Origin of the sequence: Methylocapsa polymorpha (assembly GCF_045689225.1) — a bacterium.
Classification (GTDB): domain Bacteria; phylum Pseudomonadota; class Alphaproteobacteria; order Rhizobiales; family Beijerinckiaceae; genus Methylocapsa; species Methylocapsa polymorpha.
On sequence record NZ_CP136863.1, the window covers coordinates 256,152 to 281,233 of the forward strand.

The 25,082-nt window shown below is 60.1% G+C and carries 27 protein-coding genes; 19 read left to right on the plus strand and 8 right to left on the minus strand.

The genetic code is table 11. The features are described from left to right. Nucleotides 1–40 precede the first annotated feature (40 nt). Nucleotides 41–484, minus strand: coding sequence for a PA2169 family four-helix-bundle protein (locus RZS28_RS19760; protein WP_318655110.1), 444 nt, complete (start codon nucleotides 482–484; stop codon nucleotides 41–43). A 417-nt stretch (nucleotides 485–901) separates the two neighbouring features. Then, a complete protein-coding gene (locus RZS28_RS19765; protein ID WP_318655111.1) occupies nucleotides 902–1,468 on the minus strand; it encodes a DUF1003 domain-containing protein in 567 nt (188 codons plus the stop codon). Between the two features lie 852 nt (nucleotides 1,469–2,320). Between RZS28_RS19765 and RZS28_RS19770 the strand changes: the two genes are divergently transcribed. Further along, complete coding sequence (locus tag RZS28_RS19770; protein ID WP_318655112.1) at nucleotides 2,321–2,596, plus strand: hypothetical protein; 276 nt, start codon at nucleotides 2,321–2,323, stop codon at nucleotides 2,594–2,596. 358 nt (nucleotides 2,597–2,954) lie between these two features. Here RZS28_RS19770 and RZS28_RS19775 read toward each other — a convergent pair whose 3' ends face one another. Continuing rightward, nucleotides 2,955–3,815, minus strand: a complete 861-nt coding sequence (locus tag RZS28_RS19775; protein WP_318655113.1) for an AprI/Inh family metalloprotease inhibitor — start codon at nucleotides 3,813–3,815, stop codon at nucleotides 2,955–2,957. A gap of 242 nt (nucleotides 3,816–4,057) precedes the next feature. Here RZS28_RS19775 and RZS28_RS19780 point away from each other — a divergent pair, with 242 nt between their 5' ends. The 3 genes from RZS28_RS19780 to RZS28_RS19790 all read left to right on the plus strand — a co-directional run bounded on the left by RZS28_RS19780 (nucleotide 4,058) and on the right by RZS28_RS19790 (nucleotide 6,137). Next, nucleotides 4,058–4,237, plus strand: coding sequence for a hypothetical protein (locus tag RZS28_RS19780; RefSeq protein ID WP_407341196.1), 180 nt, complete (start codon nucleotides 4,058–4,060; stop codon nucleotides 4,235–4,237). Between the two features lie 398 nt (nucleotides 4,238–4,635). Then, nucleotides 4,636–4,896, plus strand: a complete 261-nt coding sequence (locus tag RZS28_RS19785) for a hypothetical protein (protein ID WP_318655114.1) — start codon at nucleotides 4,636–4,638, stop codon at nucleotides 4,894–4,896. Between the two features lie 239 nt (nucleotides 4,897–5,135). Further along, nucleotides 5,136–6,137 carry a hypothetical protein gene (locus RZS28_RS19790; RefSeq protein ID WP_407341197.1) on the plus strand — a complete coding sequence of 334 codons (1,002 nt, stop codon included), beginning with the start codon at nucleotides 5,136–5,138 and terminating at the stop codon, nucleotides 6,135–6,137. Here the strand turns inward: RZS28_RS19790 and RZS28_RS19795 are convergent. The 5 genes from RZS28_RS19795 to RZS28_RS19815 form a co-directional block, all read right to left on the minus strand. Then, nucleotides 6,088–6,549, minus strand: a complete 462-nt coding sequence (locus RZS28_RS19795; RefSeq protein ID WP_407341198.1) for a DUF3833 family protein — start codon at nucleotides 6,547–6,549, stop codon at nucleotides 6,088–6,090. The two genes, RZS28_RS19790 and RZS28_RS19795, sit on opposite strands and share 50 nt — an antisense overlap. Nucleotides 6,550–6,931: 382 nt before the next feature. Further along, on the minus strand, nucleotides 6,932–7,189 hold the full coding sequence (locus tag RZS28_RS19800; RefSeq protein WP_318655117.1) for a hypothetical protein: 258 nt from the start codon (nucleotides 7,187–7,189) through the stop codon (nucleotides 6,932–6,934). 958 nt (nucleotides 7,190–8,147) lie between these two features. Next, the gene (locus RZS28_RS19805) at nucleotides 8,148–8,612 is read right to left on the minus strand and encodes a CreA family protein (RefSeq protein WP_318655118.1); all 465 of its coding nucleotides are present in this window, start codon (nucleotides 8,610–8,612) and stop codon (nucleotides 8,148–8,150) included. 85 nt (nucleotides 8,613–8,697) lie between these two features. Beyond that, a complete protein-coding gene (locus RZS28_RS19810; RefSeq protein WP_318655119.1) occupies nucleotides 8,698–8,853 on the minus strand; it encodes a DUF3309 family protein in 156 nt (51 codons plus the stop codon). Between the two features lie 721 nt (nucleotides 8,854–9,574). Next, a complete protein-coding gene (locus RZS28_RS19815) occupies nucleotides 9,575–10,411 on the minus strand; it encodes an extensin family protein (protein ID WP_318655120.1) in 837 nt (278 codons plus the stop codon). Nucleotides 10,412–11,227: 816 nt separating this feature from the next. On the opposite strand from RZS28_RS19815, the gene RZS28_RS19820 reads away from it, so the two are divergent. The 15 genes from RZS28_RS19820 to RZS28_RS19890 all read left to right on the plus strand — a co-directional run bounded on the left by RZS28_RS19820 (nucleotide 11,228) and on the right by RZS28_RS19890 (nucleotide 25,078). Then, nucleotides 11,228–12,187 (plus strand): DUF3991 and TOPRIM domain-containing protein, encoded by a 960-nt coding sequence (locus RZS28_RS19820; protein ID WP_318655121.1) that lies wholly within the window; start codon nucleotides 11,228–11,230, stop codon nucleotides 12,185–12,187. Beyond that, nucleotides 12,184–13,179 carry a hypothetical protein gene (locus RZS28_RS19825; RefSeq protein WP_318655122.1) on the plus strand — a complete coding sequence of 332 codons (996 nt, stop codon included), beginning with the start codon at nucleotides 12,184–12,186 and terminating at the stop codon, nucleotides 13,177–13,179. Before RZS28_RS19820 ends, RZS28_RS19825 begins: the two co-directional genes overlap by 4 nt. Continuing rightward, a complete protein-coding gene (locus RZS28_RS19830; protein WP_318655123.1) occupies nucleotides 13,163–15,310 on the plus strand; it encodes a UvrD-helicase domain-containing protein in 2,148 nt (715 codons plus the stop codon). Before RZS28_RS19825 ends, RZS28_RS19830 begins: the two co-directional genes overlap by 17 nt. A 65-nt stretch (nucleotides 15,311–15,375) precedes the next feature. Further along, complete coding sequence (locus tag RZS28_RS19835; protein ID WP_318655124.1) at nucleotides 15,376–15,849, plus strand: hypothetical protein; 474 nt, start codon at nucleotides 15,376–15,378, stop codon at nucleotides 15,847–15,849. 12 nt (nucleotides 15,850–15,861) lie between these two features. Further along, nucleotides 15,862–16,278, plus strand: a complete 417-nt coding sequence (locus RZS28_RS19840; RefSeq protein ID WP_318655125.1) for a hypothetical protein — start codon at nucleotides 15,862–15,864, stop codon at nucleotides 16,276–16,278. 58 nt (nucleotides 16,279–16,336) lie between these two features. Continuing rightward, nucleotides 16,337–16,558, plus strand: a complete 222-nt coding sequence (locus tag RZS28_RS19845; RefSeq protein ID WP_318655126.1) for a hypothetical protein — start codon at nucleotides 16,337–16,339, stop codon at nucleotides 16,556–16,558. A gap of 219 nt (nucleotides 16,559–16,777) precedes the next feature. Beyond that, nucleotides 16,778–16,999: a hypothetical protein gene (locus RZS28_RS19850; RefSeq protein WP_318655127.1), complete on the plus strand. Its 222-nt coding sequence runs from the start codon at nucleotides 16,778–16,780 to the stop codon at nucleotides 16,997–16,999. Between the two features lie 41 nt (nucleotides 17,000–17,040). Then, the gene (locus RZS28_RS19855; RefSeq protein WP_318655128.1) at nucleotides 17,041–20,733 is read left to right on the plus strand and encodes a vitamin B12-dependent ribonucleotide reductase; all 3,693 of its coding nucleotides are present in this window, start codon (nucleotides 17,041–17,043) and stop codon (nucleotides 20,731–20,733) included. A gap of 285 nt (nucleotides 20,734–21,018) precedes the next feature. Continuing rightward, nucleotides 21,019–21,213, plus strand: a complete 195-nt coding sequence (locus RZS28_RS19860) for a hypothetical protein (RefSeq protein WP_318655129.1) — start codon at nucleotides 21,019–21,021, stop codon at nucleotides 21,211–21,213. Continuing rightward, nucleotides 21,210–21,692, plus strand: coding sequence for a hypothetical protein (locus RZS28_RS19865; protein ID WP_318655130.1), 483 nt, complete (start codon nucleotides 21,210–21,212; stop codon nucleotides 21,690–21,692). The genes RZS28_RS19860 and RZS28_RS19865 overlap by 4 nt, the downstream gene beginning before the upstream one ends. Nucleotides 21,693–21,767: 75 nt before the next feature. After that, on the plus strand, nucleotides 21,768–22,304 hold the full coding sequence (locus RZS28_RS19870; RefSeq protein ID WP_318655131.1) for a hypothetical protein: 537 nt from the start codon (nucleotides 21,768–21,770) through the stop codon (nucleotides 22,302–22,304). Next, entirely contained in the window at nucleotides 22,297–22,743 is a 447-nt protein-coding gene (locus RZS28_RS19875; protein WP_318655132.1) for a hypothetical protein, read from the plus strand. Before RZS28_RS19870 ends, RZS28_RS19875 begins: the two co-directional genes overlap by 8 nt. A gap of 300 nt (nucleotides 22,744–23,043) precedes the next feature. Next, nucleotides 23,044–23,439 carry a hypothetical protein gene (locus RZS28_RS19880; RefSeq protein ID WP_318655133.1) on the plus strand — a complete coding sequence of 132 codons (396 nt, stop codon included), beginning with the start codon at nucleotides 23,044–23,046 and terminating at the stop codon, nucleotides 23,437–23,439. Between the two features lie 62 nt (nucleotides 23,440–23,501). Continuing rightward, nucleotides 23,502–23,717: a hypothetical protein gene (locus RZS28_RS19885; RefSeq protein WP_318655134.1), complete on the plus strand. Its 216-nt coding sequence runs from the start codon at nucleotides 23,502–23,504 to the stop codon at nucleotides 23,715–23,717. 443 nt (nucleotides 23,718–24,160) lie between these two features. After that, nucleotides 24,161–25,078, plus strand: coding sequence for an ArdC family protein (locus RZS28_RS19890; protein WP_407341235.1), 918 nt, complete (start codon nucleotides 24,161–24,163; stop codon nucleotides 25,076–25,078). Nucleotides 25,079–25,082: the final 4 nt, after the last annotated feature.

The window sequence follows — 25,082 nt, forward strand, 5'->3', positions numbered from 1 at the left end:
AACATGGCAGCTGTGGGCTCTTAGGATATCTGCCCGAGCGTCAGGCTGCGGCGTTGCGTAAGGTGTGAACCCTTTCATGATTTGCCTTGACGCCCTGGTATTGCCGTTCGACGATCGTCCTTACGTCAGCCGGCAAGCTCGTTTGAAGGGCCGCTTCATAAGCGGCAACCGCCGCATCTTCGCCACTCTCGCACTCGGCGAGAACTGCGTGTTCGCTCATACCAGTGATCGCGGACTTTATGTTGGTCCAGGCTCGATGCATCGAACCACTTATCGTGCCTCCATGGGCGGGCTCCCCGCCGACGGTGCGAACCTTGGCGTCAAGTTCGGCCGCGCCCTCCGCACATCTTGCCGCCGCCGCCTCCAGCAGCGTCTTAAGATCAGGGCTCCGAACTCCTTCGGCACAGGTACGAAAACCTTGTTCTCCGTCGTGGCTTATCTCAATTAGATGGTTCAACGTTGCAATTACGTCATCATTGTCCATGATTCGGTCCTCTTTTTGAGCCACCGCTGACGCTGCTTGTTGACGGGGCGTCCGCCGCAGTCAGGCGTCAGTGCCGCCCGACATGCTTAGAAGACCAAAGTGGCTCAAAAAGTTCCCGGCGGGGGACATGGCGCCGACCGGCGCCTGTATCTTTGCAAAATGATGCGGGGCGGCCTGCGGCTTAGGGCGAAGCCTCTGATCCGTAAATGGTCGAGGATTGTCCGCGCGAGGGTCATCTTGTCGTCGAAGGTAAGCCGCATTCTGCGGGAGCGACAAAGCGCGATGTCGCGGACGGCGCAGGCGATGTCCTACGCGAACCAGAAATGGTTCGTTACTTGAGCGTGGGCTGGGTCATGACGACCGGACATGGCCCTCAACCTGACGTTGGCTCAACAGCTGGCGGCGATTGTCCCGCCCCTATGGATTCTCTGCGCGGCCGCCGATCTGCTCCGCCTCGGCGTGGCTCTCCTTGATCGCCTCGAGCACCGATTGTGCGTCGGCAGGCTGGGCCATGGCGTCCGCTTCCTGATCTACCCGGTCGCGAATGAGTGGATTATCCCGACGGGACTCTTCCAGTAGCTGTATCACCTTCGCCGTTTTCTGCTCGCTCAAGATCGCCAGCTCCAATGTGAGCTGCTCGCGGAGTTGGGCAAGTTGGTACTCACGCCGCTGGGTCGCCAGGATCAAGACGACTATGTAGAGCGAAGCCAGGGAGCCTGCGCTTGCCAGCCCCGAGAAGGGAGGTGGATCGATAGGGCGAAAGCCAAGCGCGGCGGCGAACAGATTGAGGCTGACCCAGCCGGCCACGATGGCGGTCAACACGCCGATGAATTGAGGGCGACCGACTAAGGCTGTCATGCGATCGACGGTTCGTTGAAGGGGCGTGGTGTTCTGGTGGTGCTCGCCGTGGAGCCGTGCAATAGACCGGACGGTCTCTTCAATGTGGGCCGGCAGGAGCGATAGCGGAAGGTTCGTATTGGCCATGGCCTATCCTTGACTATTTGAGAAGGTCGGACGCCAGGCGAACGCCACCCGCTCTGACCTATTTCTCTCTCTTGGAAATAAGGGATCGAGAGCCGAGCGGGGCGAGGCAAGCATTTCCGTCCCCTCGACGGTTGCGAAGCTTCCCGAAGCCGATAACATGGCCGACGATAAACTTGACGTTGCAGCCGAACGCCGTGTCGCAGCAATGCGGATGGAAGGAGCGATCGTCTGAAATTTTTCGAAGGAATTTTAGCTTTCAGATTTTGGTTTCAAATTATCGAGCCGGTGGAGAAGCTTCTCCAATTCGCTGATACACGATCTAATGTCCTGACGAATTTCATCTCGTTCGCCGGCGGTGACATTGCGAGTCGCAAGATCCTCCCAATGGAGATGGATCGTTTCTCTCAATGTCTCAATGTCACGGCGCAAATTTTTAATTTTGGCCATATTAGGCGCTCCTATGCCTTAGAAAAACTAAAGTAGTATTCGCTGGTCGCTTGACAATCTCGTTTCATTCATAAATCGCAGTCAATGTGTCTCTCTATCGCCTGAGAGTCGCAATTTGAAACCGTTCGTCGGCGGGACGGTCTCTAGCTTAAGCATCACGCTCAAGTGCGCCTATGCCGCCACGCCGGCGCCGAGACGGCGAATCGAAGTTACGCTACAAGGAGACGGGGGTCGACGGTCTCACTTCGCCGTTACTACGGCGCAAGCACACCAAGCACCAGCCGCCGTCGAGTTATCAAGGTCAATTCAAGGCGACCCTGCGAAATCCATAATTTACCGTTGCTCTTTGCACAATTTGGATGCACCCTTCCAGAGCGGTTTTTCATTGCCCTGAAGGAGGGATAAATGAAATTACTACGGATAATTGTCCTTGTGGCCTGCGCAGCTTACGGCGCGATCATTGGCGGCGCCAACCTCGCCCAAGCCACACCAATGAACGGCGTCTTGCCGGTGGCGCCTGCCGGCCTGCCGGTTGAGCATGTTCAATTCCCCTGCGTGTTCCCGTTCAACTGTGGATATGGCTATTATGGGGGCGGCTATTACGCGCCTGGCTATTATGGGCACCGCTATTATGGGCACCGTTATTATAGGCACCGTTATTATAGGCGCCACTATCGCTGACTATTGCAGGCCAGTCTGAAACCTCAGGCGGAGCGACTTTTCTGAACTACCACCGCCTAAAGGCGGTGGCCTCCTGTTACGGCTTAAGGCCGGATGGATCGGCCGCTTGTGCGCTGCGCACGGGTCCGTGACGCTGGCCGTCCTTGGCGGCCCTGCGGAGCTCGAGCGCGAATTGATCCGCGCCCGCCGTGGCGCGAACGGCGTCAGGCTACGCTGAAAGCCGACGCTCACCCATCATCAGGGTGAAGCGATCCGCGGTGACGCCAGCAGGGAAGACGTTGGCGAGATCGCGCGCTCCTACAATGTGAGCCGAGGGACGATTTCAAAGCTCTAGGTGTGAGAGTCCATGAACGCGTGTTCACTGCTTTTTCAGGCTGAGGCTCTTGCCTTCCTTGGGGTCCTTTAGCCAGGAACCGTCGGCTTGCAGATCGAGGTTTGTGGTGTGGCCCTTTCGAGCGGTAAGGATGAGGCGGCCGCCGCTGATCCGCCAGCCAACGGGATCGAAAATCACGATTCCTTGATCGCGACAGGCGGGCGCGAGCAAAGCCTTGTTGCCGCCGCGGCCGGCCTCCTTGTCGTCCAAGGTCAACATGCAGCCCGCATCCTTGCCGCCTTCGCGCAGAATTGAGTAACGGCCGGCCACATCAGCCGGACGAATCGCGCCGCCCGGAGCGTTGCCCTTCGTCGCAATCTGGACGGGCTGCTGGCCTGTTTCTTGGCCTGCTTCCTGGCCTTTTGCTTTGCCCGTTTCTTGGCCCGGCTTCGCGCCGCTCTGGCTAGCCGCAAAAGGAGTCCTTTGCGGCACGCGTTCGACCGAAACAAGCCGATAGGTCTCGCCTTGCGGGCCGCTGGCGAGGAAGTAGCCCTCCGACTGCTCTGTAAAATCGAGCAGCGGTTCGCCGGTCGTGTCGGCAAAATCGAGGTGATCGTCGCCGACAAGGCTCCAGCTTTCGACGCGGGCGAGGATCGGGAGCGCTCTGCGGCAGCCGGCGGGCATTCCCAGACCGCGACGACTCGAAGTGACCGGCCCCGCCTGCAGAGTGACGCGGCAGCTCTTGTTGGCGCCGTCCTGCGAGAGATCCCACTGGCCGGTTTCAGCGCGAACCAGAGTGATCGCCAGCGCTCTATCGCAACAAAGAAGGCTCGCGGCGAAAATCAGAGCGGCCAGCCATGCGGTCCTCGCGCGAATATCTCTTGGACCCTCGTGGTTCGTCCGCATTGGTCCTCATAATCTATCGCCGCAGCCTCTTATGCCATTCCGGCGTGTCTGCGAAGACTTTTGCCGCCTATCTTATAAGAAATTATGGGGCCGAAAAGGTTAACTCGAACGCGGGATTTAGATTTCTTGCCTCGCGTCCGGATGGAGCCGCTTGTCGCTCCTATTTTTCCTCTTGCTCAATCCTCTTGGCGCGGCGATCCCGAGGCGCCGAGGATCGCACGCATGAGCGCAGGAAATATCGGATGCTGAACATCGTCGAGGAGTTCATTCACGAATGTCTAGCCATTCGCATCGACAGGATGCCGAAATCCGTCGATGTGATCGACGTTCTGTCCGATCTCTTCATGCTGCGTGGCGTTCCCGAACATATTCGTTTCGACAACGCCCAAAGTTCGTCGCCAAGCCCCTGCAGGAATGGTTGAGGGCAGTCGGCGCGAAGACCGTCTACATTGCGCCTGGACGCCCGTGGGGGAGCGGCTTCGTCGAGCCCGTCAAAGCGCGCTTGCTCGACGGCGAAATCTTTTCTTCGTTGGCCAAGGCGAGGATCGGCGTCGAAAGCTGGCCGAGTCATTAGAATACCCTACGGCCTGATGGATAGATTAGCTACAAGCCGCCGGCGCCGCAGGTCTTCGTGCCCGCCATGACCGCACGGGTGGCTTCGCACCCCCGACCAGCTTGGTCGCCCGCGCTGGCCATGAGACCGTCAATGCTCTAACATCCAAACTGAACCCATCAGTGGAAGCCGACTGACGCGAGGGCGCCCCGCGTCATGTTCACGGACATGCTCAAATCCTAAGGCGCAGCGCGCAAGGACACTGGCATGCACATGGAATACTGGCAGCACAAGGGGCTGAACAATCTGGCGGAGAATTCTCATCAGCCGACGTGGCGACAAGAGTGGATCTTGAAGCGGTCTAAATCGTCACGGCAAGTCCAGAAATACCTGTCGATACACGATCACGTTGCTAAGCTTTTCCATTTTCCCCCTCGCGGGAAAATGTCTGCGCCTGATTGCCGCGCCAGTCGCGACCAGGCCTTTGCGGCCTGGGCCGGGATCGCGATCACTCAGCTCGCCGCGTGAAGGCGTTGATATCCAGAAAACCGCCTCTTCGCGTGCGCGCTCAGGTTAACTTGGCGGCGCCGTCAAGACCAAGCTCGCCTTCGGCGAAGGCGATAGCCCAGCGGCTTAATGCTTTCCTCCACGTCAGGCTCGGCCGGCCCAAGTCCAGCAACGGCGGAGCTGGAACCTAATCATCCTGATAACCATTTCTTTCCCGTCGAAAGCAAACTTACGCCCCGAACTATGACGGGTGGACGGTTTTGATCAAGATGAAGCTGCTAGCGACGTCAATAAGGGAGGCGTTCATTGGCGTAACATGCGCATGTAGTGTCGCGCTCTACGCCAGCGCGGACTCAACGCCAGTCCACCCTCCGGGTCTGGAAAAAGTTGGCGATTGCGCGATTACCACAATTATTGGGATTTCTGCCCGCCTCGCAGGAACATCGGCGTATGATACAGGCAGCGTTGTCGTATACGCCAATGGCGTATCAGGCGTCTCTTATGAGTATGTGCCTACGCTTCATGCCTCCCGCATAGGCGACGAGGTCAAGCTTTGTCTGGTTTCGATCCTCAAAAACTGCCCCATGAGTGACGATCGAGGACACGAATATCAAGCTACCAATCTCAGGACGGGGAAACATTGGGCGTCGGGCTATAGCAGTGATTATATTCGTGAGATCGCGGCAAATTATGGTGTCGACCCGAGCGCGGCAGTCGCGATTTTCAATGAGGAAACGGGAGGTGACTCGAATTTGATAGGCGATATGGGTTCCTCGTTTGGACCGTTTCAATTGCACTATGGGGGCATGCTTCCTGATGTCCTGCGATTGAACAATTCGGGCTTGGGAGACGAGTTTACCGCCGCGACTGGTCTTAATGCGTCCGACCCGAGCACCTGGCGGGCTCAAATTGATTTTTCGCTCTATAAGGCGTCTACCGAAGGTTGGGCGCCCTGGTCTAAAATGAGTGCGGCGGGCCTCTCCAAATGGTCGGGCATCGATCGAAGCCAAAACGCCCACGATGCGTCTCAGGATTATTATCAGGATTCCGGCTCCGGACGCGAACTTGCCGGCAGCGACGCGCCTTCGAAAGACCCCAACTATGCGGGGTCGGCGGCAATGCCTTTGTGGGTTTATCCGACATTTTCCAGATTAGGGGGGCATCCGCCTGCCTGCGGAGCAGCCCAGAGCGCCACCATTGAGTCGGGCCTAGTCAATGGGGCAGTTTCCGAACGGCCAAATGCGCTTCCCCGACGGGAATGAACAGAAGCGACACGCTCAGCCGGTAATCGGCCGTCCCGGACTGCGTGAACACAAAGGTTTCCTTGAAATCCAGGTTGTGGGTCATGCCGTCCTTCGTCGGGACGCGGGCGCGATAGGCGATGTCGATCCTATCGCCATGCGTCTCGACCGTCGCCTGGCCGAGCAGGTCCGCGCGCTGGCCGACGTACCGCCCTGCGCCGACCTTCGAAAATCTCCAGACCCAGTGGTGCTTTTCGCCGTCGGAATAGGTGGTGTCCTCGACGACTTTGAATGCGGCTCCGTCTGATGCTCCGTGGATGTCGACACGAATGCCGCGCGTCGAACCGTCGTGATGATTCTGGAATTGGCCTGCGGCAATCAGATGACCGCTCAGAAAAGTCGCCAGAGCACTCGATTTCTCCCGCGCGAACACGGGAGACGCTACGACGGATGCAGCTAAGAGAACCGCAAAGCAGGATGGACGAACGAAGTGCGACATGGCGGGACATAATTTTGAGTCGGTCGATGCGGCTGGGACGCGAGCTTTCGCCGATGCCGCTTCTTGCGTTGGCGTTCATAGGTGATTTGATCGCTGGGAGAACGCTCGGCACGTGAGGCGACGCCGGAGGCGCCCCATGTCCCTGGTTACCGCGCAAAAGCGAGAGTTAAAGCAAATTGTAGACCGTCGCGTTGCCTGATGATCTGGGCGCCCTTCTTGGTGAAGTTGCTGGGTGGCTGATCGATTGGGCGCGCGATTATCAGATAGAAAGAGGCGCCTAAACATCGGCCGAACACCTGCTTGCCGCCACTGGCATCTAGTATCGACCGTTTCCCTTGCGCTGATCAAAGCTGGAGCGGCCCTCATAGTTGTCTTGACGATCGAACTCGTTGCGCCTGTGTACGCCATAGGCGCAGCCTGCGGCGGCTCCTAGCCCACTATGACCTACAAAGTGACCTGCAATTCCGCCGACAATGGCGCCTTTGACGCAGCCGCCAGGCCGTGCATCCGCATGGCCAGCGGCAACGAGGGCAGCGATGCCGACAATGGTCGGAACAAGGAACAGCTTCTTCATGAATGTCTCCTTCTGGCATGCAGAACCGTTTAGCAGACATTTGGTTCATTCTCGAATGCGAAGATCGCGGAGCGATCCGCGCCGCTTACTTGGCTACATCGCGCGCCGGCTTCGTGGTATATCTTTTCACGGCTTAATCTCCATCGGAAGCCATGCCGCGGTTGATCCTCTTCTGCTGCGATAGAACGTGGTGCTGCACTCGGCTTTTTCATGACTGTCCCAGCTCGCGCGTTGATGGTCGAGGTCACGTCCTGAACGGCTTTCTTTATGCCAATAAAGGATATGGAGCTTGTACCTCGCTTCAGGTGTAACGTTTGAGTGAGCCGCTTCCATGGGGTGGCTGCCTACCACATGTAAACCACGGCGATGGAGCCCCACGATCCTCTCAAGCGGCTCTTCGGCGGGCTCCCGAACAAATGTTAGCAGCGTTCCCACGGGCCAAATCAGAATGGACCGCTCAGGACACCACTCTTCTAAATCATGACGTTGGGATGCCATTCGTCTTTTGTGCCGGCTTTCCGGCCGCCAGGCCCGCATTCGTCCGCTGATCATAATTTTCCAAAGTCGCGCGCGACCGGCGCGGCATATTGCTCCAAGTTCGCCTGCACCGCTCCGTCAAGGCTATCTCGGAATGCAGGTTTCGCCAGCCATGTATGCTGTAAGTTCGCTGCACGGCCGCGCCGGGATGTCAAATTCCCATAAGTCGAGCGCGCCCCAACGTTGGATCTCTCACGACCCATGGTTTCCTCCCTTGAGCCGTATCGGACGCCTGTACGTTCAGGGGCGGCGCACCCCATCACCCGTGTCGGCAGGCGTCCGATAAGCCTTAACTGGAGCGCTATTCGAGGCTCTATGGACTAAACCTTCGGGCCACCTTTTGGTTTACGATGGCCCGTCCGCTGGAGTCGGTGACCTTCCTCTAAACCGATCAGGCCAGATTGACTTATCCGCGTCATCGTTATTGCGATCCCCATGGCATAATGGGCACGGTGCTGATTGCATTGGCAGGCGAACCATTGATGATCTTCGAGCTTATGGCGAGATAAACCAAGGTGTTGTGCCTCTTGTCTATGATCCTATAAATCCGCGTCGCCTTGAAAAAGATGCTAGTTTTCTCGCTAAACACCTCCTCATTGTCCGCTAACTTAGAGATGTCGACAGAAATGGGGCCGGCTTGACGGCAGGAGACGGCGAAATTTGACGGGTCTTCATTGAGACCAAACGGCTGGCCCCATCCTCCCTTCCGAGCCTGCGAAATGTAGCAGGCTACGCCAGAAACCTTTGGATCTTCGAAATCGGTGACACACACCTTATCGTTGGGGGAGAGCAAATTGAATGTCGTGCTGATGCAACTCAAATCATCCGAATGTGCGAGTGTCGACGTCCCAATGACCAATAGCGTCGCGATAGAAAACAGTTTCATTGTCGAGCTCCATTTCTGAGCGGCCTTAGACAGCGCAGCGACGAGCAGTGGTTCGGGTACGACGAATTGTATTCTCGCGCAGAATTCAGCGCACCTGGCCAAAGAGCCCGAGTATCAGGAAAATTACGAAAGCCCTGCCAAGCGCGCCACCGAGACCAGTGCCACCGTAGGTGTTATAGGCGTAGTATTCGCCGCTGCCAAACAACAGCACTAAAATAAGGATGATAAGGAGGGTGCTCATTCTCTTTCTTCGATCCGAGGATTTGATTAAGGGCTTCCCAATAGGGCCTTAGAAGCATGTTCGGTGAAGGTGAACACGCTCACGCGCCGCGCGCGAATAAAAAGAGAAGTCTGAAGCGGATCGACGTGCTTCGAAATCGGTCTCGTGGGCGAGACAACCTATTTTTCCTTCTGGCGTGAATCTCTGCGTGAGTTTTCGCGGCCTCCTCCTGGTAAGCCCAGGGATCCGCGCCGTGACCATACGGCACCTGGGCGTGATGGGCCGCTTTCCCGGTCGATTTCGCTTCGTGGCGCCAGTCGGCTTCGCAATGGTGTTGTGCGGCTAGTTCATGATGCGCAACAGCGTTGGTGAGGTGTTTTGCTATCTCGGATTTGGTTGCGGCTATTGCCCGTTGTCTTGCGGTGTAACGTAGGTTTAGGGTAGGCAGCAGCTATGGAATGGTCGTACGAAGGAGTCAACGGGCGGTCGCTTTGACGAGGTAGTGTCCTTTTTGAGAGAGCAGCGCCCCGCTGGGTCATTTCGCTCGATATCAGATTCGGCATTGTGCTCGACAACGGGGCGGAACGCGAAGCGAATGAAGAGCAATTCGACGGGAAGACGATCGCGCAGCTGGTCACCTGTGGACGGCAATCGGCGTAGTAACGCATTTCGTAGGCAAGCGCATCCAAACCGGAAATCCCAAGTAGGGCATTGGGCTCCTTTGAATTTGGGGGCAATTACCTCATAGACAGATGCGGTAGCGGTCGCTCGACCCGTGCTGCAGACTGTCGACGTGCATATGATCGGCGTGCGCCGCATCGGACCCCGGCCCGAGCACTGTCGTGAACCACCCGCAGGCGGCGACGCGGATAGCATCGACGGTAGCACGTAGATGCTCATCGTCATTGGGCTTGATGGGCAGCGTTCTGCCATTCGCGAGCTCAAAGCTCACGACGTCGGCCGCGAGACCGGACGCGTGCGCACTGATCTTGCCGGCCTCAGCGCGGTTGCGGCACTCGTAGCCGGGCCCGGTACGAACCGACTTGAGTTCGACGCCGAGCTCGCCTGCAATGAGCGGAGCGACGAGGTCGCGTAGCCAATGGCCGAACCGCTCACCGAACCGGCAGGAAAGCGTGGGCTCGTCAGGCAGGTGGATCGACGTTTTCCACCGCGGCGCGAATATGACGGCCTTGAGCCGCACCGGCGTTTCGATGCTGCATCCCGGTTTGGGGGCCGGCGGAAGGGTGACCATTTCGAATTCGATTCCAGCGGCGCGGAGACGATCCAGGCAGGCCTGATCGATGGAGGGCTTTGGCTCGGCCTGTTCCCCCGGCGCCGTGTCGTGGGGGGCAGGATGGAGAGGCGCCTCGGCCGGACGTCGAGGCGGTAATGGCCAGGATTCGGCAATGGCGGCGGAGGCTTGCCGCGGGAATGCGAGGACAGCGGCTATTATGAGAAAGGCCCGAATGCGCCTGTCGTTGGTTTTCGTGACCATGTGATTGCTTTCCGGCATTGCCGCGATCAGGCGTTGCAGCCCGCGGGGCAGAACTTCAGGGGAGCGAATAGGGAAGATCGCCAATGAGTGGCTTCCCAAACCGCCAATCCTTCACCCTTGGCGTTCAGACTGGTTTGCCGTCAAATATCCGGTGTGGGAGCTGTATGGGGGAAAGCCGCACGTACGGGTCTGTGCGTGGGCGCTGGGTAACTTGCGTCCAATCGAACAGTGGCAGAGTCATGTCAAAAAGTTGGCGCTTTTCGGCGGCCCTTTCGGCCTGGGCACTGAAGGTTGATGGAACTTCCGTCGCGGCCTTCCTTGCCGTTCCTCACCACATCGACCGTGGAAGTCGGCGCTATATTGTAACGCGGCCGCAAATTCCGTGGGACGCCGCGTAGATCCATGGCGGCCTTTCTTTCGACCAAGTGTAATTTTGCGTAACTGGCCCCACGTGTTGCGATCCTAGCACATTTAAGCGCGGGCGATCGAGCTCAGCGCCCGCTTCAGCCGGCCCCACCGCGAGAATTCCAAGCGGCCGATCACGGCCGTTGACGCCCTGGGCCGCCTTGCCATTCGCGCACTCTGCCGCACGCCGCCTCTCCAGCAATCTTTCCTCGACCAAATCGTCGCCGCCTGCGCGGCGACGATTTTTCATTCGCGCAAGCGCCGCTGACAAAAAGGAGGTGAGAACAACAGGAGAAGGCAAATGCGTTCCGCTAGCGCCTGCCGCGCCGACAAGGGGTCGGTCCGCCGAGCCGATTCTCTAGTCTCGGCGGCCCCGCTCCCGCGCCCTTGCAGCGCGACCGCCTCGCGGTCGCCGGAGGGCATCAGGGCAAGGATAAGGCGAAGACGAGCAGTCGCCAGCCTCCCGGCCCGCAAACCACGAGCGGGAGCACAAGGATGACCAGATCCGACCCGGAAATAGAAGAGCTGCGCGAGAAGGTGCATTGCGCCGTCGTGCTCGAACGCCAGTCGCCGCCATGGCGGATTGATCCGGCCGAGAGCATGAAACATTGCCTCAAATACCGCCGCGGCAAGGGCGAGGTTCTCATCGTCAACCATGAGGGCAGGGGTTGGTGGGATCCTCGGAGCGACGCCAAGGGCGACGTCTTCGACCTCGTCCAGCATTTCGATCCCAGCCTGAATTTCGGCCATGTCCGCAAGACTTTGCGCGAATTCATCGGGCTGAGCCCATCCTTCCCGGAGGCGAAGCGGCGCCGGGAAAAAGACCTCCCCGATCGGCTGCCGGCGGACCGATGGGCCGCGCGGCCGAGGTTCGCCCAGGACTCGCCCTCGTGGCCCTATCTCACGCAGAAGCGCGGACTGCCTCTCCAGATCCTGGACATCGCCAATGCGGCCGACGTCCTGCGACCCGGACCCTATGGGAGCGCCTGGTTCGCACATCGAGATGATGCCGGACGCGTCACCCATGTCGAGATCCGTGGGCCGGCCTACAAGGGCTCGCTGAGAGGCGGGACCAAAGTCCTGTTCCGGTTTAGCCGCGGATCCGGCCATCCGACCCGCTTTGCTCTGGCGGAAGCGCCGATCGACGCGCTCAGCCTCGCCGCGCTCGAGGGCCTCCGGCAGGACACGCTCTACGCGGCGACCGGCGGGGGCATGGGCCCTGCGACCATCGAGGCGATCGAAGCAATCCTCGCCGGAATGGCCAAGACCCCCGGCGCGCTCTTTTGCAGCGCCGCGGACGCAAATCCCGCCGGCGAACGATACGCGCTGCGCCATCAAGACCTCGCTGCCCGCGCTGGCGTCGCCTTCGCGCGGCTCGCGCCGCCGATCGTCCAGGGCGACTGGAACGACATTTTGGTGCGCGAACAACAAGCCCAACTCAGGAGGACGACATGAACCTTCCCGATTTCACCAAATTCGAGCCGCTCAATCGTCTCAAGGACCAAATGGGAATCCCGCGAGACCAATATGGCGCCTTCCCCGAGGCTCCGAACAAGCCTCGCGCATGGGTCCTCCTGAACTCCGGCCGCCAACTCGATCTTCTCGAGCCCCACCCCGACGCCTGGAGCCATGAAGATCTCGCGATCGGACTTTCCCGAACCTATCGCTGGGCCGGCTACAGCAAATGGGACCTGCCGCTCAGCGTCGCCCAGCACAGCCTCGCCGTGCTCGCCTTGCGCGAAGCCCTCGGGCCTCTCACGGCGCGCGAGGCTTTGCGCGAGATTCTTCATGACGCGACCGAAGCACTCTGGGGGTTCGATCTGCTCGGGCCGTTGAAACCTCATCTCGCTCCACACTTCGAGCGGCTGGATCGCCGCCTGCAGGACGCCGTCGATCAACGCTACCAACTACCCGCCTGGACCGACGACTCCTATGCACAGCACAAACACGCCGATCGCCTCGCGGCGGCGAGCGAAGCGTATAACGTCGTCGGGTGGACCCGAGACGAATTGCGCGACAGCCTCGGCATCACGCTCGCCCCTCTCGACGTGGATCCTCTGCCATCGCCGCCCGGCACGAAGCCATGGGAGCCCTGGCCGCCGAAGCTCGCCCAAACGCTGTTCCTTCAGCGCCTGACCGCGCTTTTGGCCCGCGCCGATCGCGACAGCGCGCTCACCGGGCTCGCTCAGGCCTTCACCCGTCTGCCCGAAAAACTGAAGCGCCGCTTTTCCCGCCCGCCCACCGGCAACAGCCTCAAGGACGTGCTCGTCTTCGTCGAAGCCGACGACGGCTCCCAATCGCTCGAGGGCGTCGTGGTCGACGGCCAGCGCGACGAAGACGGCGCCTTCGACTTGGACGCCGAATTCACGGTCTTCACCACCGACGACAAACCAGGCGGGGAGCTGATCCGCTGTTCAGGATGGATGTGCCATGTCGAGATTCTCTGACCCTTTCCTCGATCCGCTTTACGATCCTCTCGCTGACCCCGCTTCTTGGGACGAGCCGCCGCGACCCGCATGGGACGAAGCGCCGCCGCCCATAGGCGAGGAGCTGGTTTCGGCCGCGTCTTTTGAGGCTTTCGCCGCAAATCTCACCAAGACCCAAGTCGAAGCCGCCGCGCATCCGGGGCCCATCCTCGTTCTCGCCGGCGCCGGAACGGGCAAGACCTCGACCTTGACCGCCGCCGTCGTCCATCGAATTGCGGTCGATCGGATCCCGCCGTCCCGCATCCTCGCCGTCACCTTCACCAATAAGGCGGCCGGAGAGATGACGGCGAGAATCCGCGCGGCCCTCGGCGGGCAAGGCGCGCCGTCCTGGGTCGGCACCTATCACGGGCTCGCGGCGCGCCAGCTTCGCGACGCCCCCGAAATCGCCGGCCTCAGGCCTGGGTTCGATATTCTCGACGGTGACGACAGCCGTCGTCTGATCAAGCGCACGATGAAGGCGCTCAACCTCGCCGGCGGCGACGAAGGCGAGGTCAATGCGCGCGATCCTTTGAAGATCATGTGCAACCGGATCTCGAAATTCAAAGACAATCTTATGACGCCGCAGGGCGCGAGCGCCTGGGTCGACCGCAAGATCGGCGACGCGGAGCGCAGCCGCGAAGCGATCGACGCCGCTGGCTTGCGCGCCGCCGTCCGGGTCTATGCCGACTATCAGCCCCGGCTCCGCGACGCCAACGCCGCCGATTTCGGCGATCTCCTGCTCTGGCCGACGCTCGCCATGCAGCGGAATGAAGACTATCTCGATCGCTGGGCCTCGCGTTTCGAATGGATCCACGCCGACGAATATCAGGACGTAAACTTCGCCCAATATTGCTGGCTGAAGGCCTTGGCCTCGTCGCACGGGCGGATCTTTGTCGTCGGCGACGATGATCAGTCGATTTATAGTTGGCGCGGCTCCGACATCACCTTTATCCGGCGCTTCACGAAGGAATTTCCCGCCGCGGTCCAGGTGCGCCTCGAGGAGAATTTCCGTTCAACCGGTCATATCCTCGCCGCCGCCAACGCCGTCATCGCGCAGGACAAAAAGCGTCTCGGCAAAACTCTCTTCACCAAAAAAGAGCAGGGCGCGCCGATCGAGATCGTCGCCTTCCGCGACGCGCAGGCGGAAGCCGCAGCGATCGTCCTCGAAATCCAGCTCCGTCACGCAGAGGGCGCAGGCTGGGACGAGATGGCGATCCTCTATCGCAACAACTTCCTCTCGCGCGGCTTCGAAGAAGCCTTGATGCGGGCGCATATCCCCCATGTCCTCGTCGGCGACGTCGGCTTTTATCAGCGCGCCGAAATCAAGGATGCGCTCGCCCTATTGCGCCTGGCCGCGACGCCCAACGAGCGGCAATCAGATGAGGCCTTCCGGCGCGTCATCAATGAGCCCCGCCGCGGCTTCGGCGCCAAGACCATGGACGCCATCGAGGCTGAAGCCGCTTTCCGCAATGTCTCGCTGCTCCGCGCCCTCGAGACGACGCCTCTGCCGCCAAAGGCCCGCGCCGCAGGCCTGCTCTTCGTGGACCAGATCCGCCGCATCGCCGACGACCATTCTCATACGCTGGCCGACCAGCTCTCCCTCCTGCTCGACGCGACCGGATATCGCGCCATGCTGCGCGACAGCAAGGCCGAAGACGCCGAAGGACGGCTCGAGAACCTCGGCGAGCTCGTCGAGCTCGCCGGATCCTTCCACGCCGCGCGCGAGCTTCTCGACCACGCCTCGCTGGCGACCAGCCGCCCCGACGAGGACGAGACGGCCCGCGTCCGCCTCATGACCCTGCATAAGGCCAAGGGCCTGGAATTCCCGCAGGTTTTCCTCCCCGCCTGGGAGTCGGGATCTTTCCCCTCCGACTATGGCGACCTCGGCGAAGAAAGGCGGCTCGCCTATGTCGCGCTGACCAGGGGCATGCGCCGGATCGCCATTACCCATTGCGGCTTTCGCCGCGGTCCGGCCTCGCCCTCGTCCTTCATCGACGACATTCCCGACGCCGATCGCGTGCAGGGCTGGCTCCGCGACCAGGGCCGCCGCGGCGCCGACCGAAGCCAGCATCTCGATCGCGAACGCCAAATGGCGCCCTACCGCCGCTTTTAGGGGAGGAGCGGCCAAAGCCGTCCGCAAAACAGCGCCCTGCACGCTCTGCTTTGAGAGTCAGACAGATGAACAAATCTCTCGCCGATTTGATGAGAACAATCGAGTCCGAGAACCCCGCTCTGACCAACAAATCGTTGAAGAGTTTGCGGACGTTTGATTTCGGCGACGACCGCCCCGCCGCGCGGTTTCTCGTCTGGCTGGCGGAGCTGACGCCTCATCTTTGCTTCTGTGAAACAACGATCACGCACAGCCTAGACAAATGTAGGTGTCCCATAGTCCTCATCGAAATCCACACACATGGATGGCCGCGCACCGAAGACTTGATGACGGCGATACTCGCCAATATCTGGATCAAACCATACCACCTGAAATGGATCAGAGACGGGCATTACACCTTCGAAATCCCACTGGCAATGCTGAGAAACGTTGAGCCAGACCGAGCGCACAAGCCGCGCGACCCTGAGATCCACAACGCCACAACACGAATGGCGAAGCGCCCATCAGCAACGGGACGCCGCGCGGTGGTCCACTCAAAATGAAAGGAAAAGGCGATGAGCGCAACTCTGTTCGATTTGACCAGCGGCGTCGACTCCGCGGACGGCTATCTGGCCGACGCGTGGCTGGATCGATTGCGCGCCTTCGAATTCTCGTGTCGAGACGCCGCCCACTTTCTGGTCTGGCTTCCGAATATCAAGCCTCATCTCGCATGCGCCAAAATCGACCTTCTGCACGGAACAACTGATCTTGGCATGCCAGCCGAGCTGCTCGAATTCAGCACCCGCGGATGGTCGGGAGCCGAAAACCTGATCGACGCCATGCTCGGACATATCTGGATCAAATATCTCCACACGAAATGGCGCCGAGGCGGGCATTACAGTTTCGAAATCCCGGCGTCGATCCTGAGAGGCGTCGAACCATTTCGAGCCCGCACGTTGCCGGAACCTGAACTAAGAAAAGGCACAACATAAGAACCGGAAGGCGACTTCGGGAGACACAATAAACTCCGTCTAAACTCAGGAGAACAACATGCCAATATACAAAATCAAAGGAACCGATGAAGTCCGCACGACCTACGAGATCTATGCGGGCCTCGACTCTTTAGAGGATCTGCCCGGCGCGCGCGTCATCAGCGTTGATGCGATCGGAGGCGCTATTGAATCCGTTCAGCTTGTCGACGCCGCGCCTGCGGGGATGATCCCGATCAAGCCAGCATGGAAGAGCGGCGTGGCATTAAAGCCGGCGAGATGATGACGGGAAATGGCTAGGAGCGGCTGGATCGAACCGAAAAACCGGCAGGGCGGCGCGGACAATGATCAGGCGAAAGCAAGAGGATCTGCCCCCTGCGCGGCGCCAGCCGCAAGGCTGCGTCGCCAAGGCTCCCGGGCCAAACGGGCCCGGCCTTGCCCCTGTCGGCGCGAGGCGGCCTCAGGGACGCATCAAGAGCGAAGAATCCGCCGGAGAAGATCAATGACCGATCTGTTCGACCGGAAGGACGCGGCTCCCGCTCCGCCGTCGAGCCCTCAAAACTTGAAACAGGACTCGAACAAACGCGGCGACGGACAGAACGCCTGCATGGTTTGCGGCGCACTGGCCTATTTCGGCTTCGGCGTGAAGCTTCTCGCCGGGCGGCCCGGCCGCTGGTCCTGCGGCGCCCACCGCGACGCCGTCAAAAACGCAATTCGTCGCTGACATTCCAGACGTCATCCCCAAGCATCCGAGGAATTAACGCCGTGCGCATCAACCGCTTTTACACGAAACCCAATCAATCGCCTTACGCGAATATCGCGTTTCATAAAGTCAGAAGCGAAATCCGCAATCCCGACGGCTCGATCGTCTTCTCCCTCGACGAGGTCGAGGTCCCGACCGACTGGAGCCAGGTCGCGACGGACATACTCGCGCAGAAATATTTCCGCCGAGCCGGCGTTCCGGCCCGGTTGACCCAAGTTGCCGAGCCCGGCGTGCCCGACTTTCTGCAGCGCTCGATCCCAGACGAAGAGACCCTCGCGACGCTGCCTCAAGAGGCGCGCTACGGTTCTGAGACCTCGGCGAGACAGGTCTTTGACCGTCTCGCCGGCGCCTGGACCTATTGGGGTTGGAAAGGCGGATATTTCGACTCGGAAGCCGACGCCTCGGCCTTTTTCGCCGAATTGCGCTTCATGCTCGCGCGTCAGATGGCGGCGCCCAACTCCCCGCAATGGTTCAACACCGGATTGCATTGGGCCTATGGGATCGACGGTTCGAGCCAGGGGCATTTCTATGTCGATCCGTTCACCAAGCAACTCGTCGAGTCGACAAGCTCCTATGAGCATCCGCAGCCGCACGCCTGCTTCATCCAATCCATCGCCGACAATCTCGTCAACGAAGGCGGGATCATGGACCTTTGGATGCGCGAGGCGCGGCTTTTCAAATATGGATCAGGCACCGGCTCGAATTTCTCCAAACTGCGCGGCGAGCATGAAAAGCTGTCCGGCGGCGGCAAATCCTCCGGCGTGCTTGCGTTCCTGAAAATCGGCGACCGCGCCGCCGGCGCAATCAAATCGGGAGGGACGACCCGGCGCGCCGCCAAAATGGTGGCCCTCGACGCCGATCACCCCGACATTGAGGCTTTCATCGAGTGGAAGGTCAAGGAGGAGCAAAAAGTCGCAATGCTCGTCACCGGCTCCAAGGTTGTGCAAAAGGCCCTGAAAGCCATTCTCCGCGCCTGCCTCAATTGCGACGGACCCCGTGATCTCGCTGTTGCGAAAGATCGCCAAAAGAACTCCGATTGCTTCGATCCGGAAAAGAACTCGGCGCTGAAAAAGGAGATCAAGCTGGCGCGCCGCGCCTTCGTCCCCGACGCGACGATCAAGAAAGTCATTCAACTCGCGCGCCAGGGTGAAACCGACATCGATTTCGAAGCCTTCACCACCGATTGGGATTCGGAGGCCTATCTCACCGTCTCCGGCCAGAACTCGAACAATACGGTGCGCGTCACCGACGATTTCCTGCGCGCGGTCGAGGAGGACGGCGACTGGACCCTGACCCGCCGCGTCGACGGCAAGGCGCATAAGGTCATGAAGGCGCGCGAGCTTTGGGACCAGATCGGCCGCGCCGCCTGGGCCTGCGCGGATCCCGGCCTTCAATTTCACACGACGATCAATGACTGGCACACCTGCCCGGCCGAAGGCCCGATCGTGGCGTCTAATCCCTGCAGCGAATACTGTTTTCTTGACGATACAGCATGCAATCTGGCCTCCCTGAATCTTCTCAAATTCCGCAAGACCACGACAGGCCTCATCGATCTCGACTCCTATGAGCATGCCGTGCGGCTATGGACGATCGTCCTCGAAATCTCGGTGATGATGGCGCAATTCCCCGCCAAGGAGATCGCCCGCCGCTCCTATGAGTACCGCACGCTCGGTCTTGGCTACGCCAATGTCGGCGGGCTCTTGATGTCCTCCGGCATCGCCTATGACTCGGACCGCGGCCGCGCCATTTGCGCGGCGCTCACCGCCATCATGACGGGGATCGCCTATGCGACCTCCGCGCAGATCGCCGGGGAGCTCGGCGCCTTCGCGCGATACGAAGAAAACGCGGACGCCATGCTCCGCGTCATCCGCAATCATCGCCGCGCGGCCTATGGCGAAAGCACTCATTACGAGGCTTTGTCGATCGAACCGACGCCCCTCGATCATGCGGCCCTCACCGATAAAACGCTCGGCGATCACGCGAAAGGCGCTTGGGATCTGGCGCTCAAGATCGGAGAACGTCACGGCTACCGCAACGCCCAGGTCAGCGTCGTCGCCCCGACCGGCACGACCGGCCTCGTCATGGATTGCGACACGACCGGCATCGAACCTGATTTCGCCCTGGTCAAGTTCAAGAAGCTCGCCGACGGCGGTCATTTCAAGATCATCAATCGCGCGGTCCCCGAAGCTCTGCGGACGCTCGGCTACGGCAAGCCCGAGATCGACGAGATCATCACCTACGCCCTTGGCCGCGCATCGCTCCAGCAGGCGCCCTTCATCAATCATGCGAGCCTTCTCGCCAAAGGCTTCTCCCAAGAAAAGCTCGACGAATTGGAGGGGAAGCTGGCAACCGCCTTCGACATCAAGTTCGTCTTCAATAAATGGACCCTCGGCGCGGACTTTCTCGCGCAGGCGCTCAAAATCCTGGCAGAAAGGCTCGAGGATCAGAATTTCGACCTCCTGAGCTTCCTCGGCTTCTCCCGCGCGGAAATCGACGCCGCCAATATCCATGTCTGCGGCGCCATGACGCTCGAAGGCGCGCCTCACCTGAAGAGCGAACATTACGCCGTCTTCGATTGCGCGAGCCCCTGCGGACGCACCGGCAGGCGCTATCTCTCGGTCGAAGGCCATCTCCGGATGATGGCCGCCGCCCAGCCCTTCATATCCGGCGCGATCTCCAAAACGATCAATATCCCGAACGAAGCCTCGATCGAGGAGTGCAAGTCCGCCTATCTGCTGTCCTGGCGGCTGGGGCTCAAGGCCAACGCGCTTTATCGCGACGGCTCGAAGCTCTCGCAGCCCTTGCAAAGCCAACTCATCCAGGACGACGACGACGGGGAGGACGCGGTCGAGGCCCTTGTCGCCGGCAACGCGCCGGCGCGGGCCGCCGCCCTCGCCGAAACGCTCGTCGAACGCATCATCGAGCGCGCGAGCCAACGCGAGCGCCTGCCCGATCGCCGCAAGGGCTATACGCAAAAGGCCCGGGTCGGCGGCCACAAGGTCTATTTGCGCACCGGCGAATATGTCGACGGCCGGCTCGGCGAAATCTTCATCGACATGCACAAGGAAGGCGCGGCCTTCCGCTCTCTGATGAACAATTTCGCGATCGCGATTTCCGTCGGGCTCCAATATGGCGTGCCGCTCGAGGAATATGTCGACGCCTTCACCTTCACCCGCTTTGAGCCCGCCGGCCTTGTCCAAGGCAATGACGCGATCAAGAACGCAACCTCCATTCTCGATTACATCTTTCGTGAGCTCGCCGTCTCTTATCTCGGCCGCAACGACCTCGCCCATATAGACCCGAGCGACATGGCGCCCGACGCCCTCGGCGGAGGAAAGGGCCAAAACCATGCCCCCCAGGCCCACGCACCCGCCGGACCTGCAAAATTCGTGTCGCGCGGCTTCGTCCGGTCCAAAGCCGACAAGCTGATCCTGGTCCGAAGCGGCGCGCAGGCAGGCGCCCAAGCTGCGACAGCATTAAAGACAGATCTCGAACTGGAGATCGAACCCGAGTTAGACCAACTCGGCTGGACGATGCCCACCGAGCGCGGGGCCATAGCCGAACGACGCAGCCAGGCTCGGATGAAAGGCTACACCGGAGACGCATGCGCAGACTGCGGAAACTTCACAATGGTCCGCAACGGCACTTGCCTCAAATGTTGCTCATGCGGATCGTCCCCTGGCGGATGCAGTTGAAGCCAAACAGAGTGAATGAACTGCCCCATGCGCGCCCACCGCCGCAAGGCTACGTCGCAAGCTCCCGGGCTCCGCCCGGCCTTGCCCCGGCGGCCGCGAAGGGCCCGGCTGGATCTCATCTTCAGAAAGAAGATGAACCAAAAGGAGCCCAGCTATGTCCACTCGAACCCTAACTTTCGCCATCGACCTTTTCGAACTCTGCGCCCGCCTGCCTGTCCTCGCAGTCCTCAGTCACGTGGCGAGTGCATTCCCTCTCGTCCTTTCTTATTTCTAGGAGGAGACTCAGTGCGCGCCCTCTCTTTAACGCCGGCGGAAGCGGACTTCCTCGGCTCTCTCTTGCGCCAGACGATCCTGGACACCGGCAGCAACAAGACCGCCGCCTGCTGCAAACGCATCCTCATAAAGCTCGCTCAAGAGCATTCATCCCGGCGCACGATCCTCGGCCCGACGCAGCAGCAAAAAAAGGACGGATCATCATGAGCGAACTTGAAATGGTGATCAAAAACCTCGATGCCGTTGCCAAATGCCGTCGTTGCTCGTGCCTTTCTTGCGGCCGCGAAGGGGCCAGCGAATTGCACGACCATGTCTGCACCCAAGGCGAACATTGCGTCGACACACGCGATAAATTGCTTCGACGTTTCTACGCCTTCGCCACCGTCGTTGGGCAAGCCCGCACAATGATCAAGCAGTTGGCGCCAGAGCGGGACGCGCTCCGGCCTAAACAAAATGACGCGGTCCTCGAAGAGGGTGAAGTCAGTGAAGTCATGGCCGAGGCGGCCGGACGCGCTCTCGCCAGCGGACTCCGAATGGCGTGGGACGGGCTCGCCCCCGGCAAAGTCGACCCGCAATACCCAACCTGGTGGGGCGGCCGCCACGCAAACGCTCATCAATGCGACTATGTCGAGTTGGGACGCAAGATTGTCGAGGCGGCCCTTCGAGCCAGAGCCCCGTCGGCCTGACATCCCACTTCTTTCAATATCCTCAGAATGAGCCCGGCCCCAGCGCCGGGCTCTTCGCATTTCAGGAGCCTCGCAATGGCCGATTATTTCACCCAAGTCGTCGTGCAGCCGACCATCCCAAATGGCGACATGACCACGCTCGAAAGATTAATTCTTCCGCTTGTTTACGGCAGCGACGAAGAAAAAGACGGCATCTATTTCTATTCCGAAACGGGTCCCGCCGACAGCATCATGCTCGATCGCGAGGTTCTCGAAAAGGCGCTCGAAACCTCCGCCCGCGACAGTTCGCTCTACGACACAATCGCGAAGCAATTCGCCGCTCACGCAGCGAACGACGCCATCATCGAACTCGACCTCAGTGGCGGCTCCATCGACTTCGTTTTTCAAGACATCGTCCGCCGCTCCGCGACCTTGAAATACGTCACCATCGTCGCCGCCTTCACATGCTCAAAAATGCGCTCGGATGGATTCGGCGGCGCCGCGACCCTCATCACCGCCGCCGCGATCCTAGGCAAATCCACGACCGACATTCTCGAGGACTTCCTCTCCGAGACCGGACTCGATCAGCCCGACGATCTCCAAACTCTAAGCACGGACGAACGCCATGCGTAGCGCGCGACAAAACAACCTCGAAACACTTGTTCAGTACGCCCGAATATGGCGATATCGCCTGGCGACCAGTGCGCAACGCCTGCGGCTCGCCTGGGGCTACGCCTTCGGCAGGCTTTCGCAAGACGACGCCCAGCATGTCATGCTCGAATGTAGGGCGCGGGCGGGCTGGTATCCCCTGTTGATATTGAGCGTGGATGAAACCCTCGCACAGGCCCGTGAGAATTATACCGACCATCCCGCTCTGCCGCAATTAATCGACAGCGCGTGCGCGCGAATCGGGGATAAGTGGGAGGATTATGGTGAAGCCATCCACGAAGCTCGCAGATGGGCGATCGAGGTCGCCGCGGACTACGCGCGTCAACTGAACATCGCCCTCATTCCCTGGGAAGACGTGCTTCCTCCAGAGCCCATGTCAAACAGGCAGTCCGACCAGTCTTGAGGCGCGCGCTCCTCTCTAGACCGAGCAAGCCAATTCACAAAACCGCCCGATGCCATAAACGCATGCGGCAGGCGACACAAGATCGATATCGCGCGCTTCGACGTCGGTCACAATTTGCCGAGCTCTCTTTGCCCGCCCTAGCCGATCATCGGGGACCCACGACACGCCGTCCCGAATTTGATGCGGGCCGCGCCTACTTTCAAACGCCGCACAAATTTCGCCGGCTCGAACAGCCCCGAGCGATCAGGGACGACGCCTCCCTACGTCCCTTCACTCTGCCAACCCAAGGAGACAAGGTCCATGCCTCGGTACACGATCGAAAGAACGTACCGGCTACCGATCTATCAACATCGCACCTATCATGACGATTCCGTCGAGGGTGCCTGTCGGCAAGCCCTTGATGACGATGATTGGTGTGACGAGAAGCAGGATTACGAAACTGCCGGTCAAACCTACATCTCCGGCATCTGGTCCGGCGAAAACGCCGCCTATAAGGGCGACGCCATTCCGATCCCCGCCAACTTCTCCGAGGTCATGCAACGCAAAGCCGATCATTTCGACGCGCTCATAGCCGTCCTTGCCTATGCGGCCCAGCCAATGGGTCTGTCCCGCGCCGATTTCGAGCAGTGGCTGCCCCGCGCCCGTGCCGCCCTCGCCAAAGCGGAAGCCATTCGCGCAGGCATGCCCGATCCATAAGCAGCATGGGAACCAAGGAAAAACACGAGCCTGGACGTCATTTCAACCATGAGGAGTCAAAGATGATCAAGAGATTTGCTGAACGATTCGACGGAGTCTCGGCGTTTTCGAAATTGGCGCCGGAAATCCAGATCGAGATTGGTGGTCTCGCTCTCGAAATCGTGCTCGCCTGGAATGGGCAAGACGCCTACGAAAATCCCAATTGGACCCGGCCGGTTCATGCGGTTGAACCCATATTATTCGATCAACTCCAGGACGCCGCGGAAGGCGCACTCTGATCCCTCCTCGACCTCGAAATCCTGCCGGTTCCAGCACGGCTCGGACAGGTCTGCGAAGTCTGCGGATGCTCGGAGGACGACGCCTGCGAAGATGGCTGTTCCTGGGCGGCTCCGAATTTGTGCTCCACTTGCGAAGCCGCGGCGAGCGCTGGAGGCCGGGATCCGATAAACGACGAAAATACCGTAATCGAGCAAGGCCAAGAGCAGAACAACTAAGTCGCAGAAGCCGCCGCTACCGCATCGCCGTCTTCCAGCGCAAGGAGTTCGGTCGGTCGAGCCGCTTCGCTGGTCTCTCTCTCCCCGCTGCGCGCCCTTGCGCCGGCGGCCGGGATGCGGGGTGTGGGAATTGTTCCAGAAACCCATGACGGGAAGGACCAATCCCCATGACCAGTTACAAAGCCCGTTCAAAAGACAATTACGTCCGCCGCGATCACTATCAGGAAATGACCGACCGCGTCATCGCGGCGCTTGAAGCCGGCGCGCCGCCCTGGCGGAAGCCTTGGAATCCCGATGTCGCCGGCGGCGCGGCAATGCCTGTCAACGCCGCCACTGGGCGGCGATACCGGGGCATCAATGTCCTTACGCTCGCCATGTCCAAGCTCGCATTCTCCAGCGAGGATCCCAGATGGACAACCTATAAGCAGGCCGCCGCGCGAGGTTGGCAAATAAGGGGCGGCGAACGGGGAACCACGGTGTTCTTCTTCAAACAGCTCCAAATCGGAGATGACCGCGCCTCGGACGGTTCCGATGAACGGGGCAAACGAATACCGGTCATGCGCACATTCACGGTATTTCACGCGTCGCAGATCGACGGCATCCCTGCATTCACGCCGCCGAAGGCCACACAACCAATATCGCAGCGCATCGACTCCGTCGAAACCATTGTTAGAAACAGCGGGGCCGTCATTCGCATCGGCGGCGATCGCGCCTTTTATTCGCCCGCGACCGATCACATCCAAATGCCGCCCGACATCGCGTTTCATTCGGCTGAAGATAGGGCATCGATCTTATTGCATGAATGTGGGCACTGGTCAGGCGCAAAGGATCGATTCAATCGAGATCTCACCGGCCGATTTGGTTCTGCGCTCTACGCAAAGGAAGAAGCGAGAGCTGAATTTTCCTCTTTAATGGTAGGCGGCGTTCTCGGATTGCCGACCGATATCCAAAACCACGCGAGCTACCTCGCATCGTGGATCGAAGTTCTCAAGAATGACAAGCGGGAACTCTTTCACGCGGCCGCGGACGCACAGAAAATTGCCGACTACCTTCTCGCTTTCCATCCTGATTACGCCTCGTTCAACGAGCCACCGGACGAAGCGGCTTCCGACGAAGTCGGCGAAACTCTCGCGGACGCGGCCTGATCTT

Bases quoted from the DNA above. Each gene is read 5' to 3' on its own strand.
- RZS28_RS19825 (WP_318655122.1), top strand. From the start codon at position 12,184: ATGAACCTTCCCGATTTCACCAAATTCGAGCCGCTCAATCGTCTCAAG.
- RZS28_RS19870 (WP_318655131.1), top strand. From the start codon at position 21,768: ATGGCCGATTATTTCACCCAAGTCGTCGTGCAGCCGACCATCCCAAAT.
- RZS28_RS19845 (WP_318655126.1), top strand. From the start codon at position 16,337: ATGCCAATATACAAAATCAAAGGAACCGATGAAGTCCGCACGACCTAC.
- RZS28_RS19805 (WP_318655118.1), bottom strand. From the start codon at position 8,612: ATGAAACTGTTTTCTATCGCGACGCTATTGGTCATTGGGACGTCGACA.
- RZS28_RS19880 (WP_318655133.1), top strand. From the start codon at position 23,044: ATGCCTCGGTACACGATCGAAAGAACGTACCGGCTACCGATCTATCAA.
- RZS28_RS19835 (WP_318655124.1), top strand. From the start codon at position 15,376: ATGAACAAATCTCTCGCCGATTTGATGAGAACAATCGAGTCCGAGAAC.
- RZS28_RS19820 (WP_318655121.1), top strand. From the start codon at position 11,228: ATGACCAGATCCGACCCGGAAATAGAAGAGCTGCGCGAGAAGGTGCAT.
- RZS28_RS19785 (WP_318655114.1), top strand. From the start codon at position 4,636: ATGCACATGGAATACTGGCAGCACAAGGGGCTGAACAATCTGGCGGAG.
- RZS28_RS19850 (WP_318655127.1), top strand. From the start codon at position 16,778: ATGACCGATCTGTTCGACCGGAAGGACGCGGCTCCCGCTCCGCCGTCG.
- RZS28_RS19770 (WP_318655112.1), top strand. From the start codon at position 2,321: ATGAAATTACTACGGATAATTGTCCTTGTGGCCTGCGCAGCTTACGGC.
- RZS28_RS19780 (WP_407341196.1), top strand. From the start codon at position 4,058: ATGCTGAACATCGTCGAGGAGTTCATTCACGAATGTCTAGCCATTCGC.
- RZS28_RS19885 (WP_318655134.1), top strand. From the start codon at position 23,502: ATGATCAAGAGATTTGCTGAACGATTCGACGGAGTCTCGGCGTTTTCG.
- RZS28_RS19760 (WP_318655110.1), bottom strand. From the start codon at position 484: ATGGACAATGATGACGTAATTGCAACGTTGAACCATCTAATTGAGATA.
- RZS28_RS19840 (WP_318655125.1), top strand. From the start codon at position 15,862: ATGAGCGCAACTCTGTTCGATTTGACCAGCGGCGTCGACTCCGCGGAC.
- RZS28_RS19830 (WP_318655123.1), top strand. From the start codon at position 13,163: ATGTCGAGATTCTCTGACCCTTTCCTCGATCCGCTTTACGATCCTCTC.
- RZS28_RS19765 (WP_318655111.1), bottom strand. From the start codon at position 1,468: ATGGCCAATACGAACCTTCCGCTATCGCTCCTGCCGGCCCACATTGAA.
- RZS28_RS19865 (WP_318655130.1), top strand. From the start codon at position 21,210: ATGAGCGAACTTGAAATGGTGATCAAAAACCTCGATGCCGTTGCCAAA.
- RZS28_RS19800 (WP_318655117.1), bottom strand. From the start codon at position 7,189: ATGAAGAAGCTGTTCCTTGTTCCGACCATTGTCGGCATCGCTGCCCTC.
- RZS28_RS19890 (WP_407341235.1), top strand. From the start codon at position 24,161: ATGACCGACCGCGTCATCGCGGCGCTTGAAGCCGGCGCGCCGCCCTGG.
- RZS28_RS19875 (WP_318655132.1), top strand. From the start codon at position 22,297: ATGCGTAGCGCGCGACAAAACAACCTCGAAACACTTGTTCAGTACGCC.
- RZS28_RS19775 (WP_318655113.1), bottom strand. From the start codon at position 3,815: ATGCGGACGAACCACGAGGGTCCAAGAGATATTCGCGCGAGGACCGCA.
- RZS28_RS19810 (WP_318655119.1), bottom strand. From the start codon at position 8,853: ATGAGCACCCTCCTTATCATCCTTATTTTAGTGCTGTTGTTTGGCAGC.